At 70.6% G+C, this 16,174-nt stretch carries 20 protein-coding genes; 8 read left to right on the forward strand and 12 right to left on the reverse strand.

The window, feature by feature from the left end; genetic code table 11:
• Nucleotides 1-104 precede the first annotated feature (104 nt).
• Complete coding sequence (gene ispH, locus G3573_RS05110) at nucleotides 105-1,064, forward strand: 4-hydroxy-3-methylbut-2-enyl diphosphate reductase (protein ID WP_163259777.1); 960 nt, start codon at nucleotides 105-107, stop codon at nucleotides 1,062-1,064.
• Between the two features lie 41 nt (nucleotides 1,065-1,105).
• Nucleotides 1,106-1,552, forward strand: coding sequence for a ribonuclease HI (gene rnhA, locus G3573_RS05115; RefSeq protein ID WP_163259778.1), 447 nt, complete (start codon nucleotides 1,106-1,108; stop codon nucleotides 1,550-1,552).
• Between the two features lie 3 nt (nucleotides 1,553-1,555).
• Here the strand turns inward: rnhA and G3573_RS05120 are convergent, their stop codons facing one another.
• Genes G3573_RS05120 through G3573_RS05145 form a run of 6 tightly spaced genes read right to left on the reverse strand, consistent with a single transcriptional unit; the run spans nucleotide 1,556 to nucleotide 4,739 of the window.
• Nucleotides 1,556-2,077: a hypothetical protein gene (locus G3573_RS05120; RefSeq protein ID WP_163259779.1), complete on the reverse strand. Its 522-nt coding sequence runs from the start codon at nucleotides 2,075-2,077 to the stop codon at nucleotides 1,556-1,558.
• Nucleotides 2,074-2,535, reverse strand: a complete 462-nt coding sequence (locus G3573_RS05125; protein WP_163259780.1) for an NfeD family protein — start codon at nucleotides 2,533-2,535, stop codon at nucleotides 2,074-2,076. Before G3573_RS05125 ends, G3573_RS05120 begins: the two co-directional genes overlap by 4 nt.
• 12 nt (nucleotides 2,536-2,547) lie before the next feature.
• Complete coding sequence (locus G3573_RS05130; protein ID WP_163259781.1) at nucleotides 2,548-3,489, reverse strand: SPFH domain-containing protein; 942 nt, start codon at nucleotides 3,487-3,489, stop codon at nucleotides 2,548-2,550.
• 57 nt (nucleotides 3,490-3,546) lie between these two features.
• Nucleotides 3,547-3,882, reverse strand: a complete 336-nt coding sequence (locus G3573_RS05135) for a TIGR02301 family protein (RefSeq protein ID WP_163259782.1) — start codon at nucleotides 3,880-3,882, stop codon at nucleotides 3,547-3,549.
• A gap of 17 nt (nucleotides 3,883-3,899) precedes the next feature.
• Entirely contained in the window at nucleotides 3,900-4,241 is a 342-nt protein-coding gene (locus G3573_RS05140) for a hypothetical protein (protein WP_163259783.1), read from the reverse strand.
• A gap of 54 nt (nucleotides 4,242-4,295) precedes the next feature.
• Nucleotides 4,296-4,739, reverse strand: coding sequence for an NUDIX hydrolase (locus G3573_RS05145; protein WP_163259784.1), 444 nt, complete (start codon nucleotides 4,737-4,739; stop codon nucleotides 4,296-4,298).
• A 91-nt stretch (nucleotides 4,740-4,830) separates the two neighbouring features.
• On the opposite strand from G3573_RS05145, the gene G3573_RS05150 reads away from it, so the two are divergent.
• On the forward strand, nucleotides 4,831-6,240 hold the full coding sequence (locus G3573_RS05150; RefSeq protein WP_163259785.1) for an FAD-binding oxidoreductase: 1,410 nt from the start codon (nucleotides 4,831-4,833) through the stop codon (nucleotides 6,238-6,240).
• Here the strand turns inward: G3573_RS05150 and G3573_RS05155 are convergent.
• Entirely contained in the window at nucleotides 6,237-6,644 is a 408-nt protein-coding gene (locus tag G3573_RS05155) for a hypothetical protein (protein ID WP_163259786.1), read from the reverse strand. The two genes, G3573_RS05150 and G3573_RS05155, sit on opposite strands and share 4 nt — an antisense overlap.
• Before the next feature lie 86 nt (nucleotides 6,645-6,730).
• Here G3573_RS05155 and bchE point away from each other — a divergent pair, with 86 nt between their 5' ends.
• From bchE to G3573_RS05175, 4 genes are all read left to right on the forward strand, one after another.
• Complete coding sequence (gene bchE, locus G3573_RS05160) at nucleotides 6,731-8,266, forward strand: magnesium-protoporphyrin IX monomethyl ester anaerobic oxidative cyclase (RefSeq protein ID WP_163259787.1); 1,536 nt, start codon at nucleotides 6,731-6,733, stop codon at nucleotides 8,264-8,266.
• 69 nt (nucleotides 8,267-8,335) lie between these two features.
• Nucleotides 8,336-9,097: a peroxide stress protein YaaA gene (gene yaaA / locus G3573_RS05165; protein WP_163259788.1), complete on the forward strand. Its 762-nt coding sequence runs from the start codon at nucleotides 8,336-8,338 to the stop codon at nucleotides 9,095-9,097.
• A gap of 26 nt (nucleotides 9,098-9,123) precedes the next feature.
• Nucleotides 9,124-9,819 (forward strand): SDR family oxidoreductase, encoded by a 696-nt coding sequence (locus G3573_RS05170; protein WP_163259789.1) that lies wholly within the window; start codon nucleotides 9,124-9,126, stop codon nucleotides 9,817-9,819.
• A 244-nt stretch (nucleotides 9,820-10,063) separates the two neighbouring features.
• Nucleotides 10,064-10,867: a 3-hydroxybutyrate dehydrogenase gene (locus tag G3573_RS05175; RefSeq protein WP_163259790.1), complete on the forward strand. Its 804-nt coding sequence runs from the start codon at nucleotides 10,064-10,066 to the stop codon at nucleotides 10,865-10,867.
• Nucleotides 10,868-10,878: 11 nt separating this feature from the next.
• Here the strand turns inward: G3573_RS05175 and G3573_RS05180 are convergent, their stop codons facing one another.
• The 5 genes from G3573_RS05180 to G3573_RS05200 form a co-directional block, all read right to left on the reverse strand.
• Complete coding sequence (locus tag G3573_RS05180; RefSeq protein WP_346427344.1) at nucleotides 10,879-11,784, reverse strand: L-threonylcarbamoyladenylate synthase; 906 nt, start codon at nucleotides 11,782-11,784, stop codon at nucleotides 10,879-10,881.
• An 11-nt stretch (nucleotides 11,785-11,795) separates the two neighbouring features.
• Nucleotides 11,796-12,365 (reverse strand): YceI family protein, encoded by a 570-nt coding sequence (locus G3573_RS05185; protein WP_205598082.1) that lies wholly within the window; start codon nucleotides 12,363-12,365, stop codon nucleotides 11,796-11,798.
• Entirely contained in the window at nucleotides 12,362-12,919 is a 558-nt protein-coding gene (locus G3573_RS05190; protein ID WP_163259791.1) for a cytochrome b, read from the reverse strand. Before G3573_RS05190 ends, G3573_RS05185 begins: the two co-directional genes overlap by 4 nt.
• Before the next feature lie 41 nt (nucleotides 12,920-12,960).
• On the reverse strand, nucleotides 12,961-13,566 hold the full coding sequence (locus tag G3573_RS05195; protein WP_163259792.1) for a YceI family protein: 606 nt from the start codon (nucleotides 13,564-13,566) through the stop codon (nucleotides 12,961-12,963).
• Nucleotides 13,567-13,652: 86 nt separating this feature from the next.
• A complete protein-coding gene (locus tag G3573_RS05200; protein ID WP_163259793.1) occupies nucleotides 13,653-14,273 on the reverse strand; it encodes a YceI family protein in 621 nt (206 codons plus the stop codon).
• A gap of 194 nt (nucleotides 14,274-14,467) precedes the next feature.
• On the opposite strand from G3573_RS05200, the gene G3573_RS05205 reads away from it, so the two are divergent.
• A partial coding sequence (locus G3573_RS05205; protein ID WP_163259794.1) for an acyl-CoA dehydrogenase occupies nucleotides 14,468-16,174 on the forward strand: 1,707 nt, incomplete at its 3' end.

A 16,174-nucleotide genomic window follows, 5' to 3' on the forward strand; every position in this document is an offset into this window, starting at 1 on the left:
AGAAGGTGCGACTTGTGCAGGATTGATAGAGGTTAAACGACGGGGCCGCAATGAACCGAACGGTCGCTGGCGCCGGAGCGCCGCGCGCCTTAAGTTCGCGCCCGATGAACGCGCCCTTCCCTTCCCGCCGCCCGATCCAGGTCCTGCTCGCCACTCCGCGCGGCTTCTGCGCCGGCGTCGACCGCGCCATCCAGATCGTCGAGCGGGCGCTGGAGAAGTACGGGCCGCCGGTCTACGTGCGCCACGAGATCGTGCACAACCGCCATGTGGTGGAACGGCTGAAGGCCATGGGCGCGGTGTTCGTCACCGACCTCGACCAGTGCCCCGACGACCGCCCCGTGGTGTTCTCCGCCCACGGCGTGCCGAAGGCCGTGCCGGCCGAGGCGAAACGTCGCGAACTGTTCTTCCTGGACGCGACCTGCCCGCTCGTTTCGAAGGTCCACGTCGAGGCCGAGCGGCACTACGCCGCGGGCCGCGAGATCGTGCTGATCGGCCACGCCGGCCACCCGGAGGTGATCGGCACCATGGGCCAGCTGCCCGACGCGGCCATCACCCTGATCGAGACGGTCGAGGACGCCGAAACCTTCCAGCCCCGCGATCCGGAGAAGCTGGCCTACGTCACCCAGACCACCCTGTCGGTCGACGACACCGCCGGCATCGTCACGGCCCTGAAGGCCCGCTTCCCGGGCCTGCCCGACCCGCACAAGGAAGACATCTGCTACGCCACCACCAACCGCCAGGAGGCGGTGAAGCGGGTGGCGCCCAGCTGCGACCTGGTGCTGGTGGTCGGTTCGCAGAACTCCTCGAACTCCCAGCGCCTGGTCGAGGTCGCGCTGCGCGCCGGCGCGCGCGACGCCCGCCTGGTCGACGACGCGGGCGCCGTGGACTGGAGCTGGTTCGAGAACGTCTCCACCGTCGGCGTCACCGCCGGCGCTTCGGCCCCCGAGCCGCTGATCGAGGCCCTGGTCGCCTCCATCGCCGCCCGCTTCGACGCGGAAGTGTCGGAAGACTCCGGCGCGCGCGAGACGGTGTCGTTCAAACTGCCGCGGGTGCTGGCGGACTGATTTGGTCGCGCGGCCCGCGCGACTCCGGCTAGACGGCCGCGATGGACACCAAGGTCATCATCTACACGGACGGCGCCTGCAAGGGTAACCCCGGCCCCGGCGGCTGGGGCGCGGTGCTGCGCGCGGGCGCGCACGAGAAGGAGTTGTGGGGCGGCGAGCCGCTGACCACCAACAACCGCATGGAGATGATGGCGGCGATCATGGCGCTCGAGGCGCTGAAGAAGCCGTGCAAGGTCGAGCTCAACACCGACAGCAAGTACGTGATGCAGGGCATCACCGAGTGGCTGCGCGGCTGGAAGGCCCGCGGCTGGCTGACCGCCGACAAGAAGCCGGTGAAGAACGACGACCTTTGGAAGCGGCTCGACGCCGCCCGCTCGCGCCACGACGTCAGCTGGAAATGGGTGAAGGGCCACGCCGGCGTGCCCGGCAACGAACGCGCCGACCAGTTGGCCAACTTCGGCATTGAGCAGCTGAAGGCGAAGGTCTGAAGGCTACAGCGCCATGATCGCGGCGCGCACGGGACCGGTCTTGTCGAACTCGACGCCCAGCCGCACCCGGCCGCATCCGGCGAGGTACGCGCTGATCGCCGTCCGCCCGTTCGAGGTGCGGCTGCGCTGTACGAGACTCAGCCCGGCCTCTTTCAGTCTGGCTTCCGCACGCGCGGGGCTGTCGTCGCGCCGAAGCCCCCAGGGCAGGGCCGCCCCCTCTTCGACGTCGGCCGTTTTCAGGTCGAGCTGGGCGATGCCCCCCTTATCGGTCGCCCAATAGGTGGCGTCGTAGGTGACGCCGCGCTCATCGCGATAGCGGCAGCTGCTGCCATCCTCGTTGGGGATGCATCGCACGACCGTAAACCCCGGCCCAAGGTCGCCCGCCCCCTTCGGCAGGGGCGTGCTCATGCGGCGGACGCCGAAGTCGTCGAACCGAACCATCTGCTGACGGCAGGCCGTCGTCTCCGCGTCATCCGCGCAAGCCGAAGCGAATAAAGCCAAGGCGAGCGCGGCGAACGCCCTCACCCCACCGCCCGCACCGTCAGGCGCGCGCCGCTGACCTCGACGACGGTCACCCGCGCGCCGGCCGGCAGGTCGCCGCCGCCTTCCAGGTCGGCCGGCCATTCGGCGCCGTCGACGAAGACGCGGCCGTGGCCGGCGGCGATCGGGCCGGCGGCCTGGCCGGCCAGACCGACCAGGCGCAGGCGCTGGTCGTTGATGTCGTGGCCGACGCCCTGGACCCGGCTGACCAGCTTGCGGCCGCCCAGCGTGGTCAGCAGGGTCAAGGCGGCGAAGATCGCCACCTCGGCCGGCGCGCCCAGCCGCAGCCCCAACAGGGTGAACAGCGCGGTGAGTCCGGCCGCGGCGGCCGGCCACAGCAGCCATTCGGTGTTGGCCGCCGCCTCGATCGCCAAGAGGGCGGCCCCGAACGACAGCCACACCCAGAACGGGTGGGCGACATAGAGCGAGGTCACGAGCTCCATGGTTCGCTCTCCTTAGCTCCGCGGGACCGAGCCGCGCGGCGCGGCGTGCTGCTGCTCGCGCGCGGTCGACACCAGTTCGGCCACCCCGGCCAGGGCGCCGGTCAGGGCGCTCATCTCGGCCGGCACGATCACCGTCTTCTGCTGCGGCGAGGACGCCAGCTTGGCGAAGGCGTCCACGTATTTAGTGGCCACGAAGTAGTTGATGGCGTTGACGTCGCCCTTGGCGATCGCTTCCGACACCATGGCCGTCGCCTTAGCCTCGGCCTCGGCCTGGCGTTCGCGCGCCTCGGCGTCGCGGAAGGCGGCTTCCTTGCGGCCCTCGGCCTCCAGGATGGCCGACTGCTTGGCGCCTTCGGCCCGGGCGATGGCGGCGGACTTCTCGCCGTCCGCCTCGGTGATCACCGCGCGGCGTTCGCGCTCGGCCTTCATCTGGCGGGCCATGGCGTTGGTGATGTCGGCCGGCGGCTGCAGGTCCTTGATCTCGATGCGGTTGACCTTCACGCCCCACGGGCTGGTCGCCGCGTCCACCGCGCTCAGCAGGCGGGTGTTGATCGCCTCGCGCTCGGACAGCACCTCGTCCAGCTCCATGGAGCCGACCACCGTACGCAGGTTGGTCATAGACAGTTGGCTGATGGCGTAGAGCAGGTTGTCCACGCGGTAGGCCGCGGCGGCGGCGTCGATCACCTGGATGAAGACGATGGCGTCGACCTTCACCATGGCGTTGTCCTTGGTGATGACCTCCTGCTGGGGCACGTCGAGGACCTGCTCCATCATGTTCATGCGCCGGCGGATGTTCTCCACGAACGGGGTCAGGAAGGAGATGCCGGGCTTGAGCGTGCGGGTGTAGCGGCCGAAGCGCTCGACCGTGTACTCGCGCCCCTGCGGGACGATCTTCACCACGCTGAACAGAATGGTCAGAGCCAGCGCCAACAGCGCCAAGGCGAACCAGGACATAGTACTAAACCCCCGAGTCGTTTTCGGACCAAGGGTATCGGACCGGGCGCGCGACCGCTACGGCGTGCGGGACAAGGCGGCCGAGAGCTCCTGGCCGCGCTTGGCGACCTTCGCCGCCTCGGCCTTCGAGGCCGGCTGGCAGGTCGGGAAGCTCTGGCGGGCGGCGGCGAAGCCGGCGTTGAACTGCTCCGCCAGGCGCGCCTCGAAGGCCTGGTCGGGCGTCTCCACCGCGATCAGCCGGGTCATGCGCGCGCGCCAGGTCTGGTCTTCCGGCGTGCAGGCCTGGGTCAGGGCGTGCGACTGGCCCAGCACCCAGGCGAGTTCCAGCAGGGACTGGCGGGCGGCCGGCGGCCGGTCCTGGGCCAAAGCCAGGGTCGGACCGGCGAGAAGCACGCAGATGGCGGCTGCGGTCAGCCGCCGACGGTGAGCGGAGCGCCCTTGAGCTTGCACAGGTCGACCTCGCGCATATCGGCCGTCTCCCCGTCGGAGAACTCGGCCCGAAGGTCGCGGTCGCAGACGCTGCTGTCGACCGAAATCGACGCGATCTCGCCCGAACGCACCACCTTGCGGCCCAGCACGTCGGCGTCGAAGTCCAGGGCCGACGGCGTGGAGACGTAGAGCGCCGTCAGGGTCGCGCCCGACGCGTTCTCGACCTGGAAGGTCATGGGTTCGTCGGTCTTGGCGCTGACGCCGATCGCGAACGAGGTCAGGCAGGCTGCGGCGGCGCTTATTGCGACGGCTCTTTTTATCATTGGAAGCGTACTCCCCCCGAATGTGGGGACCCTAACGAGGGGATTTCCCGGCGTCTACGGAGCATCCGCCAGACGCGAAACCGCCAGTCTCACAATCCGGCGAGTCTCCTCCCAGGCGACCAGTTCGTCGAGCATGTTCAATGGCTTGAAGGCCGCGTCCGCGGCGTCGTCGCCCGCCCGCGGCTCGCCCGAAATCCAGCGCGCGACGTAATCGATCAGCACGTAGTGGCGGCCTCCGTCGCCCGGGAAAATCCCGTCGACCACGTCGAGCAGACCGGTGAGTTCGGCCTCGACCCCGGTCTCCTCCATCAGCTCGCGCAGCGCCGCGTCGGCCGCCCGCTCGCCCCACTCGATGCGCCCGCCCGGCAGGCTCCACTCGCCCACCCGCGGCGGCGTTCCGCGGCGGATGAGCAGCACCTCGTCGCCGCGCAGGCAGACCACGCCCACCGCCGCGACCGGCCGGGCCACGCCCGCCTCGCCCGTCGTCTGCTCCGCCATCGCCCCCTCCCCGCTCGCCCCTCGCTGATAGCAAATCCCGTCCGGCGAACACCGCCCTTTCATGGGCGCGCGCGGCCGATATGCTGGCCCCATGACTCTCCCCGTCCCCGCCGACGTCCTCTCCAAGCTGAAATCCGTGCTCGGCCCCGACGGCTGGAGCGTCGATCCGGACCGGCTCGCGCCCAAGCTGGTGGAATGGCGCGGCCGCTGGCGGGGCGAGACGCCGCTCCTGGCCCTGCCGCGCTCGACCGAAGAGGTCGCCGCCGTGGTCGGCATCTGCTTCGAGCACGGGGTGGCGGTCACGCCCCAGGGCGGCAACACCGGCCTGGTCGGCGGCCAGATCCCCGAGGGCGAGATCCTGCTGTCGACCGAGCGCCTGCGCCGGGTGCGCGACATCGCCCCGGTCGACGACTGCATCGTGGTCGAGGCCGGCGTGACCCTGCTGGAAACGCAAGCGGCCGCGGCCGAGGCGGGCCGGTTCTTCCCGCTCAGCCTGGCGGCCGAGGGCACGGCCACCATCGGCGGCAACATCTCCACCAACGCCGGCGGCACGGCGGTGCTGCGCTACGGCGTCATGCGCGACCTGGTGTTGGGCCTGGAAGCCGTCCTGCCCAACGGCGAGGTGTTCTCCGGCCTGAAGCGCCTGCGCAAGGACAACACCGGCTACGACCTGAAGCAGCTCTTGATCGGGGCGGAGGGCACGCTGGGGGTGATCACCGCCGCCAGCCTGAAGCTGTTCCCGGTCATGGTCTCGCGCGCCACCGCCGTGGTCGGCCTGGCCAGCCCGCAGGCGGCCGTCGATCTGCTGGTCCGCGCCAAGGCGGAGACCGGCGGCGGGGTCGAGGCCTTCGAGCTGATGGGCCGACGCGGCGTCGAGAACGTGCTGAAGAACATCCCCGACACGCGCGAGATGCTGTCCGAGCCGCATCCCTGGTACGTGCTGATCGAGCTGACCAGCGGCGAGCCCGGCGCGGCCGAAGCCGGCATGGAGCGGCTGCTGGCGGCCGCCTTCGAGGAGGGCCTGATCGCCGACGCCGCGCTGGCCCAGAACGAGGCCCAGGCCAAGGCCTTCTGGCGCGTGCGCGAGGACCAGTCGGCAGGCCAGAAGCCCGAGGGCGCGGCCTGGAAGCACGACGTCTCGGTGCCGCTGTCGCGCATCGCCGACTTCATCGTCGAGGCCACCGCCGCGGCGGAGCGCTTCCACCCCGGCTCGCGCGTGGTCGCCTTCGGCCACGTCGGCGACGGCAACGTCCACTTCGACGTTCTGCAGCCGCTCGGCGCCGACGGCGCCGCCTTCTCCGCCCTGCGCGACGAGGGCTCCAAGATCATCCACGACCTGGTCGCCGCCTACGACGGCTCGATCTCGGCCGAGCACGGCCTGGGCCGCATGAAGTCGGCCGAGGCCCTGCGCTACAAGTCGCCGGTGCAGGTCGAGACCATGCGGGCCATCCGCACGGCGCTGGACCCCAAGCGGATCATGAACCCGCGGGTGCTGTTCTAGCCCCGGTACAGCAGCCAGGCGCCGGCCGCGATCGCGACGACGCCCGCGGCCGCCAGGCTGAGGGTGACCATGGAGCGCGCGCCGCCGCCCTTCGACACCGGCCCCAGCAGGCAGGCCGCGCCGGCGGCCTGCAGCTTCTCCTCCAGCGTCCGCATCAGGCCCTCGTAGTCGTCCTCGCGGCCGCGCAGGCGGTGGGCGATGTAGCCGGTCTGCACCAGGGCGATCCCACCGCCCAGGACCAACCACGCCGGGAGCGGCGCCGGCAGATCATGGAAGGCCGCCGCCACGCCCAGCAACATCGCCAAGACGAAGGCGATCGACAGCCAGAACAACCGCCCGAAGTGCCGGCGCTGCTCGGCGAACACCTGGTACTGGACCAGCAGGCTGGGCTGCGTCTCCTGCACGGAATCTCCTTCGAATGCTCACCCCGCGGCGCTGGTCTGGCCCGAGTCGCTACGGCACGTTCGAGTTGTACCGCCGGAGACCGCACGTGCGCATCCTACTCGTCAACGTCCCGCATCCCGCGATCGGCAGCCGCATCCCGCGCGAGCAGCTGCCGCCGTTCGGCCTGCTCTGCGTCGGCGGCCCGCTGATCGACGCCGGCCACGAGGTGCGCCTGGTCGACGGCGAGTTCGGGCCGATGTCGCACGCCCAGATCGTGGCCCAGGCGGTCGCCTTCGCGCCCGACGCGGTGCTGTTCGGCCATTCCGGCTCATCCTCCGGCCACCCGGTGGTCGCCGCGGTGTCACGCGCCGTGCGCCGCGCCCTGCCCGACGCGAAGATCCTCTATGGCGGCGTGCACCCGACCTATCACTGGCGCGAGATCCTGCGCGAGGAGCCGCAGGTCGACGTGATCGTCCGCGGCGAGGGCGAGGAGACCGGCCGCCGGCTGGTCGAGGCGCTGGCCGCCGGCGCGCCGATCGACGACATCCCGGGCCTGGCCTTCCGCGTGGACGGCAAGCCCCACGCCACGCCGCCGGCCCCGGTGATCCGCGACCTCGACGCCTACCGGATCGGCTGGGAGCTGATCGACCACGCCCGCTACAGCTACTGGGGCGGCAAGCGCGCGGTGGTGATCCAGTTCTCGCGGGGGTGTCCGCACCTCTGCAACTACTGCGGCCAGCGCGGCTTCTGGACCCGCTGGCGCCATCGCGACCCGCACAAGCTGGCCGCCGAGATCGCCCATCTGCACCGCGAGCACGGGGTGGAGGTGTTCAACTTCGCCGACGAGAACCCCAGCGCCGGACGCAAGCCGTGGCTGGAGTTCCTGCAGGCCCTGGTCGACCAGGACATCGAGGTGACCCTGGTCGGCTCGACCCGCGCCGACGACATCGTTCGCGACGCCGATCACCTGCACCTCTACAAGAAGGCTGGCTTCGAACGCTTCCTGCTCGGCATGGAGAACACCGACGAAGCGACGCTGAAGCTCATCAAAAAGGGCGGCGCGACGGCGACCGACCGCGAGGCGGTGAAGCTGCTGCGCAAGCACGGCATCCTGTCGATGGCCACCTGGGTCGCCGGCTTCGAGGACCAGACCGACGCCGATCTTCTGCGCGGCCTGCGCCAGCTGATCTCCTACGACCCCGACCAGATCCAGGCGCTGTACGTCACGCCGCACCGCTGGACGCCCTACTACCGGCTGGCCGAGGACCGGCGCGTGGTCCAGCCCGACCAGACCAAGTGGGACTACAAGCACCAGGTGCTGGCCATGAAGCGCATGCCGCCGTGGCGCGTGTTCCTGCTGGTCAAGCTGGTCGAGGCCTGCGCCCAGTTGCGGCCGCGCGCGCTGTGGCGTGTGGTGTCCCACCCCGACCCGAAGATCCGCCACGCCATGCGCTGGTACTACCGCATGGGCCGCAGGGTCTGGATCCACGAGATCGTCAGCTTCTTCTTCCGCGACCGCCACCTGCGGAACGGTCCGCTGCTGACCGAGTTCTGGGGCGCGGCGCAGGACCACGAGGAAGAAGCCTCCGCCGTCCGCCCCGCGCCGGCGCCCCGCCCGCGCGCGCTCGTTTCCACAGGCTGAACCGCCGATCGGGCGCTTCCCAAGCGCGGCGGCGCAGCCTATCTGCGCGTCGTTCCCGCGCGAGGCCGCATGCTGATCGTCCTGTCCCCCGCCAAGTCGCTCGACTTCACCCCGGCCCCGGCGGAAACGCCGTCGACCAAGCCGGAGCTGAAGGCCGACACCGCCGAACTGGTCGAGGTGGCGCGCAAGCTGACGCGCTCGGACCTGCGCTCGCTGATGCACATCTCCGAGAAGCTGGCCGACCTGAATTTCGAGCGCTTCCAGGCGTTCAAGGGCAAGGCCAAGGTGCAGGCCGCCCTGGCCTTCGCCGGCGACGTCTACGACGGCCTGGACGCCCGCAGCCTGGACATCGGCTCGCTGGAGTGGGCGCAGGACCACCTGCGCATCCTCTCGGGCCTGTACGGCGTGCTGCGGCCGCTGGACGTGATCGAGCCCTACCGGCTGGAGATGGGCACCAGGCTGCGCACCGAGCGCGGCACGACCCTCTACGACTTCTGGGGTTCGAAGATCGCCGAGCGGCTGAACAAGGTCGCCGCCAAGCACACCGACCCGACGCTCGTGAACCTGGCCAGCCAGGAATACTTCGGCGCGGTCGACGCCCGGGCGCTGAAGCTGCCGCTGATCAACATCCGCTTCCTCGAGGACAAGGACGGCGAGGCGCGGATCATCAGCTTCTACGCCAAGAAGGCCCGCGGGCTGATGGCGCGCTACGCCATCGAGAACCGGATCGAGATCGCCGTCGGCCTGAAACGCTTCGACGTGGCCGGCTACCGCTTCGACGAGGCGGGATCGACGGAGGCCGATTGGACGTTCGTGCGGCGACACCCCTGAGGGGGCGCACACCCTAAGGAGCCGCCATGCCGACCGTCCTCGTCGCCGGCGCCAACCGAGGCCTGGGCCTCGAATTCGTCCGCCAGTACGCCGCCGACGGCGCGCGAGTCATCGCCGGCGTCCGCGATCCCGCCAAGGCCGACGAGCTCAACGAGATCGCCAAGGCCTCCGGCGGCGCGATCACCGTCCACAAGCTCGACACCGCCGACGACGGCTCGGTCTCAGCCTTCAAGGCGAAGGTCGGCGACCAGCCGGTCGACATCCTGCTGGCGGTGGCCGGCGTGATGGGCGGCGATCGCCAGCAGCAGCTCGGCGACATCGACTTCGCCGAGTGGATGCGCACGCTGTCGGTGAACACGCTGGGCCCCGCCCGCCTGGCCGACGCCTTCGTCGACAACCTGCGCGCCGGCCAGGAGAAGAAGCTGGTCGCAATCACCAGCGGCATGGGCTCGACCTCGGAGTCCAGCGGCGGCTACTTCGCCTACCGCTCCTCCAAGGCGGCGCTGAACAACGTCGTGCGCAACCTGTCGATCGCGCTGCGCGACGACCGGATCGTCTGCGTGGCGCTCAATCCGGGCTGGGTGAAGACCGACATGGGCGGCGCGGGCGCGCACATCACGCCCGAACAGTCGATCGCCGCCATGAAGGAGCGGATCGCCCGCTACACCATGGCCGACACCGGCCGGTTCCTGAGCTGGGACGGCAAGCAGTTCGGCTGGTGATCGCCGCCTCGAACCTCATCCGATCCTCCTGGATTGGATGAGGTTCGGCCGAATCTAGAGTGGCGCATTTCCTCGTCCCCGAACCGGCGCCCGCTTCGGCGGGAAATGCGCTGCTGGCCAAGCTGGGCCGCACACGCTACGGTGGATTAAATTCACCGACAGTGGAATTCCGATGTTCGGCTGGTTCAAAAAGCCTGCGCCCGCTAAACCGACGCCCGCGCAGCAGCCCACGGAGACGCGACCGATGCCGACCGACCCGTTCGCCAGCCTGAAGGGCCAGGTCGCGGTGGTGACCGGCTCGACCTCCGGGATCGGCCTGGCGATGGCGCGCGCCCTGTCGGAGCGTGGCGTGAAGGTCGTGCTGAACGGCCTGGGCGATCCGGCCGGGATCGAGAAGACCCGCGCGTCGCTGGAGGCCGAGACCGGCGTGCCGGTCCGCTACCACGGCGCCAACATGCTCAAACCCGACGAGATCGCCGACCTGGTCGAGTACGCGCATCGCGAGTTCGGCCGGCTGGACATCCTGGTCAACAACGCCGGCGTCCAGCACGTCGAGGCGGTCGAGAACTTCCCGGCCGAGAAGTGGGACCAGATCATCGCGATCAACCTGACCTCGGCGTTCCACGCCACCAAGGCGGCGGTGCCGCACATGAAGGCGCAAGGGCGCGGCCGCATCGTCAACATCGCCTCGGCCCACGCCCTGGTCGCCTCGCCGTTCAAGTCGGCCTACGTCGCCGCCAAGCACGGCCTGCTGGGCTTCACCAAGACCGTGGCGCTGGAAGTCGCGACCTTCGGCATCACCTGCAACGCGGTGTGCCCCGGCTACGTGATGACGCCGATCGTGCAGAACCAGATCGCCGACCAGGCCCGCACCCGCGGCATCACCGAGGACGAGGTGGTCAAGAACGTCATGCTGGCGGCCCAGCCGACCAAGCAGTTCGTCACCTTCGACCAGCTGAACGGCATGCTGCTGTATCTGGTGTCCGACGCCGGCGCCTCGGCCAACGGCTGCGCCTACTCGGTCGACGGCGGCTGGACGGCGCAGTAGCCGCCGCAGCGCTAGCCTACGTAGCCCGCAGCCCGCTTCAGGCGGTCGTTGATCGCCTCGCCCAGGCCCTCGTGCGGAATGGGCGCCACGGCGATGGCGGAGGGCTTGGTGCGGTCCGCCTCGCGCAGCAGGCGGAACAGGTTGGCGGCCGCCTCGCGCAGGTCGCCCGTGGGGCTCAGGTTGAATGGCGAGCCGCTCCCGGGGCCGAAGGCCAGGTAGGCCTCCCCTTCCCCGGCGCCGTCCGCCTCCAGCCGCACCGGCGCGTCGGGCGCGTAGTGCAGGGCCAGCCGGCCCGGCGAGCGTTTGGCGTCGTCGCCGGCCTCGGCCAGCGGGCCGACCACCGCCTCCAGATCCTGACGCGTCACAGCTCCAGGACGCAGCAGCCGCACCTCGCCGTCGGTCACCGACACGACGGTCGACTCGATGCCGACCGCGCAGTGATTGCCGTCCAGCGCCGCGGCGACGGCGAAGCCGGTCTCGTCCATGGCGTCGGCGAAGGTGGTGGGGCTGGGCCGGCCGGAGCGGTTGGCCGAGGGGGCGACCACCGCGCCGCCGAAGCGACCGATCAGTTCGCGCGCCTTGGCGTGGCCCGGCACGCGGACCGCCACGGTCGACAGGCCCGCGCGGGCCAGGTCGCACACGCGCTGCGGATCGCGCACCGGCAGCACCAGGGTCATCGGGCCCGGCCAGAAGGCCTCGGCCAGCCGGCGCGCCTTGTCGCCGAACACGGCGACGCGCTCGGCGGCGTCCAGGTCCTCGACGTGGGCGATCAGGGGATTGAAGCGCGGCCGGCCCTTGGCCTCGAAGATCCTGGCCACCGCGATCGGATTGGAGGCGTCCGCGGCCAAGCCGTAGACCGTCTCGGTCGGCATGAGCACGAGCTCGCCGGCGGCCAGGGCGCGCGCCCCGGCCTCCACGCTGGACGGCGTCAGCCCGCCTTGCGGGCCGTCAAATTCACCAGCACCGTCACCTTGGTCGAGACCGTGTCGTCGGACTTCCACTGTCCCGTTCCCACGCCGAAAGCGGTGCGATCCAGCACCAGCGAGCCGGTCATCTTCGCCACGTCGCCGGTGATCGCAAGCTTGAACGGCAGAACCACCGGCCTTTTCACGCCCTTGATGGTCAGGTCGCCCTGCGCCTCGTAATTGCCGCCGCCCTTGTCGACGAAGCTGCGGCTGACGAAGGTCGCCTTCGGGTACTTGGCCACGGCGAACCATTCGGCGGTCGGCAGCAGCTCGTCGCGGTCCTTGTCGCCCGTGTTCGCCGAGCCGACGTCGATGGTCGTGGTCACCGACGAGGCCGCCAGGTTCTTCGGGTCGAACGCGATCGTCGAATCCCAGCGCTGGAACCGGCCGTTGAAGGCGACGCCCGACGCGCTGGCCTTGAAGCCCAGGACCGAGGCGGCCTTGTCGACCGTCCAGGTCGCGGCGGGCGCGGCGGAGGCGGGAAGGGCCAGCAGCAGCGCGGCGGCGGCGCCCAGGATTGCTCTACGGATCAACGCGGTCTCCCCACGATCGGCAGCATGCGCCACAGGACTTCGTCCCGGTCCACGAACTGGTGCTTCAACGCTCCGGCCACATGCAGGGCCAGGACGGCGAATGTAGAGAGGACCAGGGCGACATGCACCTCCCCCAACTGGTGGGACAGCGCCTTGGAGTGCGGCAGCGGCAGGTGCGGCCAGGGCACGACGCCCCAGAACTCGGTCGGGATGTTCAGCGGGCTCGCCGACACGGACGCCCAACCGAACAGCGGCACGCCGATCATCAGGACGTAGAGGGCGACGTGCGTGGCGCGGGCGACCAGCTTCTCCCAGCGGGCCATGTGCGCCGGCAGCGGCGGCGCCGGGTTGGCGATCCGCCAGCCCAGCCGCGCGAGGCTGAGCAGCAGGACCGTCAGGCCCACCGACTTGTGCGTCTGGAAGAGCTGGAACTTCTCCAGCCCCTTGGCCTCGTCCATCTGCCAGCCGAACCACACGTTGGTCAGGATCAGCGCGGCGATGGTCCAGTGCAGCAGGATCGACACCGTCGAATAACGGTCGCGCGGTTCAGCCATCAGTCGCTCCGAGTGTTGGCGAGGGCGGCCGCCCTCGCCCGTCACTGTTTGTTGAACTCGGCCGAAATGGAAACCCGGACCTCGTCCGAAAAGACGTTGGCCGGCAGCTTCGGCGCGACGCCGAAGTCAGAACGCTTGAACGCGCCCTCGGCCTGGAAGCCCATCACCGGCTTGCCGTTGAAGGGGTGAGCCCCTCCGCCGATGAAGGTCACGTCCAGGGTGACCGGCTTGGTCACGCCGTTCAGGGTCAGGTCGCCGGCCACCTTGGCGGCGTTAGCACCCTGCGGCGCCACGCTCTTCGACACGAAGGTGATCGGCGTGCCGCCGAAGAAGGTGGTCCCGATCTCCTTGTCGAAGTCCGGCAGGCCGGTGTGCACGGTCGCCGGATCGAGGGTCGCGTTGATCGATATGGCCGAGGCGTCCTTCGGATCGAACTTCAGCGTGCCGTCCACGCCGTCGATCCGGAAGGTGTAGTTGGAGAAGCCCATGTGCACGCCGCGCACCGTGGCGCTCGCGTGCCGCTTGTCGACCGCATAGGTCCCGGCCGGCTGGTCGGCCGGATTGCCCGACCAGCCGCGCCCCTGGGCGTCGGCGGTTCCGGCGAACGCGGCGGCGGCCGCCAGGGCGATCAAGGTGGCGCGGATCATTGGACGGCTTCCCGAACTGTCATTTTCGCTGTTGCGGATATTGCCGACAGCCAAGCTCGGCGGAAGCCCGACTCACGAAACCGTGATCACCCTGCCGAGCGGCTGAACTCCGCCTCGATCCGAAGCTGCACGTCGTCGGAGGCCAGGACCTGGTACTCGGTGGAACCGAACTCGCTGCGCTTGAACGATCCCGTGGCCGACACGCCCACGCGCGGGCGGCCGTCGGCGCCGGACGCGATGTCGGAGATCTTCGCGTCCAGGGTCAGCGGCCGGGTCACGCCCCGGAAGGTCAGCTCCCCGTGGATCTTGCCGCTGGTCGGCCCGGTCCGTTCGATGCGGGTCGAGGCGAACTTCATCTGCGGATACTGGGCGGCGTCGAGCATGGCGTCGGCGACCCGCTTGTCGAACGCCGAAGATCCCGCCTCCGCCGAGGTCGCGTCCACCACGACCGACACCTTCGACGCCGTCGGGTCTGAAGAGACGTCGAGCGTCCCCTCGAACCGGCCGAACTTCATGGTGTGGGTGGTGACGCCCAGCTGCGACACCCGCGCGCTCAGCGTGGAGCGCCCCAGATCGAGGGTGTAGGCGCCCGGGGTCGTCCCCGCCGTATGGTCGGCAGGCGCGTCCTGGACCGGCCCGGCCGCAACCGCCGGGGCCGCGAAGCCCATCAAGATCGCCGCCGAGAGCACGCACGCCACGCGAACCATCCGGACGCCTCCCTCCGAGGACCGACCCTCACGGAACCTAACGCGCAGATATTCGAGCCGGAAGCGGCGCGAAACCGGCGAAAATGACGGCGGGGATCGCCGGGCGCCGTGCTAAGCCGACCGCGATTTACGCACGCCGAGGTGCGTCGCGACGGGGCGTGGGGCCTCGTCCGCCGGGTGGAGAGTCCAAGTCGATGAGCTTCCGCGCCCCTGTTCGCGACCTGCTGTTCAGCCTGACCGAAGTCGCCGGCCTCGACCGGCTGATCGAGACCGGCGCCTGGCCCGACCTGGACCGCGACCTCGCCGGCGCGGTGCTGGAGCACGCGGGCGACCTGGCCACCGACGTCCTGGCCCCGCTGAACCGGCAGGGCGACCTGAACGGCGCGAAGTACGCCAACGGCGCGGTGACCGCGGCGCCTGGCTTCCGCGACGCCTACGAGGCCTTCGCCGAGGGCGGCTGGCACGGCCTGGCGGCGGAAACCCAGTACGGCGGCCAGGGCCTCCCCAAGGCGCTGGAGCTGGCGGCGTTCGAGATGTTCCACGCCGCCAACATGGCCTTCGGCCTGTGCCCGATGCTGACCCTGGCCGGCATCGAGGCCCTGCAGGCGCACGGCACCGAGCGCCAGAACGCGCTGTACCTGCCCAAGCTGATCTCGGGCGAGTGGACCGGGGCGATGGTGCTGACCGAGCCGCAGTCGGGCTCCGACCTCGGCACCCTGCGCACCCGCGCCGAGCCGAACGGCGACGGGACCTACGCCCTGCACGGCCAGAAGATCTTCATCACCTGGGGCGACCACGACTGCACCGACAACATCGTGCACTTCGTGCTGGCCCGCCTGCCCGACGCCCCCGCCGGCGTGAAGGGCATCTCGCTGTTCCTGACCTCCAAGTTCGACGTCGGCGACGACGGGAAGCTGGGCGGGCGCAACGCCTTCCGCCCGGTGGGCGTCGAGCACAAGCTGGGCATCCACGCCTCGCCCACCTGCGTCATGGCCTACGAGGGCGCGCGGGCCGAGCTGGTCGGCGAGCTCAACCAGGGCCTCGCCCACATGTTCACCATGATGAACGCCGCGCGCCTGGCGGTCGGCGGCGAAGGCGTCGGCATCGCCGAGCGCGCCTACCAGCACGCCCTGGCCTACGCCCTGGAGCGCCGCCAGGGCCGCTCGGCCTGGACCGGCGAAGCTTCGGCCCGGATCTTCGACCACCCGGACGTTCGGCGCATGCTGGCCGTCTCCAAGGCCAAGATCGAAGCGGCGCGCGGCGTCTGCCTGTCGACCGCGGTGGCCGCGGGCCTGGCCGAGCACGCCGCGACCGAAGACGAGCGCGCCCGCTGGAAGCGCCGCGAGGACCTGTTCGTGCCGGTGGCCAAGGCCTGGTCGACCGACGTCGGCGTCGAGGTCTCGTCGCTGGGCGTGCAGGTGCACGGCGGCATGGGCTTCATCGAGGAGACCGGCGCGGCCCAGCACTATCGCGACGCCCGCATCGCCCCGATCTACGAGGGCACCAACGGCATCCAGGCCGTCGACCTGACCGGGCGCAAGCTGTCGGTCGGCGGCGGCCAGGCCGCCCACGAGCTGGTCGCCGACATCCGCGCCGACATCGCTGTCATGGCCGGCGATCCGCGCCTGGCCCCGGCCGTCGCGAAGCTGACCGCCGGCGTCGACGCGCTGGAGGCGGCCACCGCCTGGCTGCTGGAGCGCAAGGCCGACCGTCCGGCCGACGTGCTGGCCGGGGCCAGCGCCTACCTGGCCCTGACCGGCGACGTGGCCGGCGGCTGGATGCTGGCCAAGGGCGCCCAGGCCGCCGCGCGCGGCCTGACCGAAGGCGCGGGCGACCCGGCCTGGCTGAACGGCAAGCTGAACCTGCTGCAGGTCTACGCCGACAACGTGCTGGCCCAGGCG

Origin of the sequence: Caulobacter sp. 17J65-9 (genome assembly GCF_010975005.1) — a bacterium.
GTDB lineage: Bacteria > Pseudomonadota > Alphaproteobacteria > Caulobacterales > Caulobacteraceae > 17J80-11.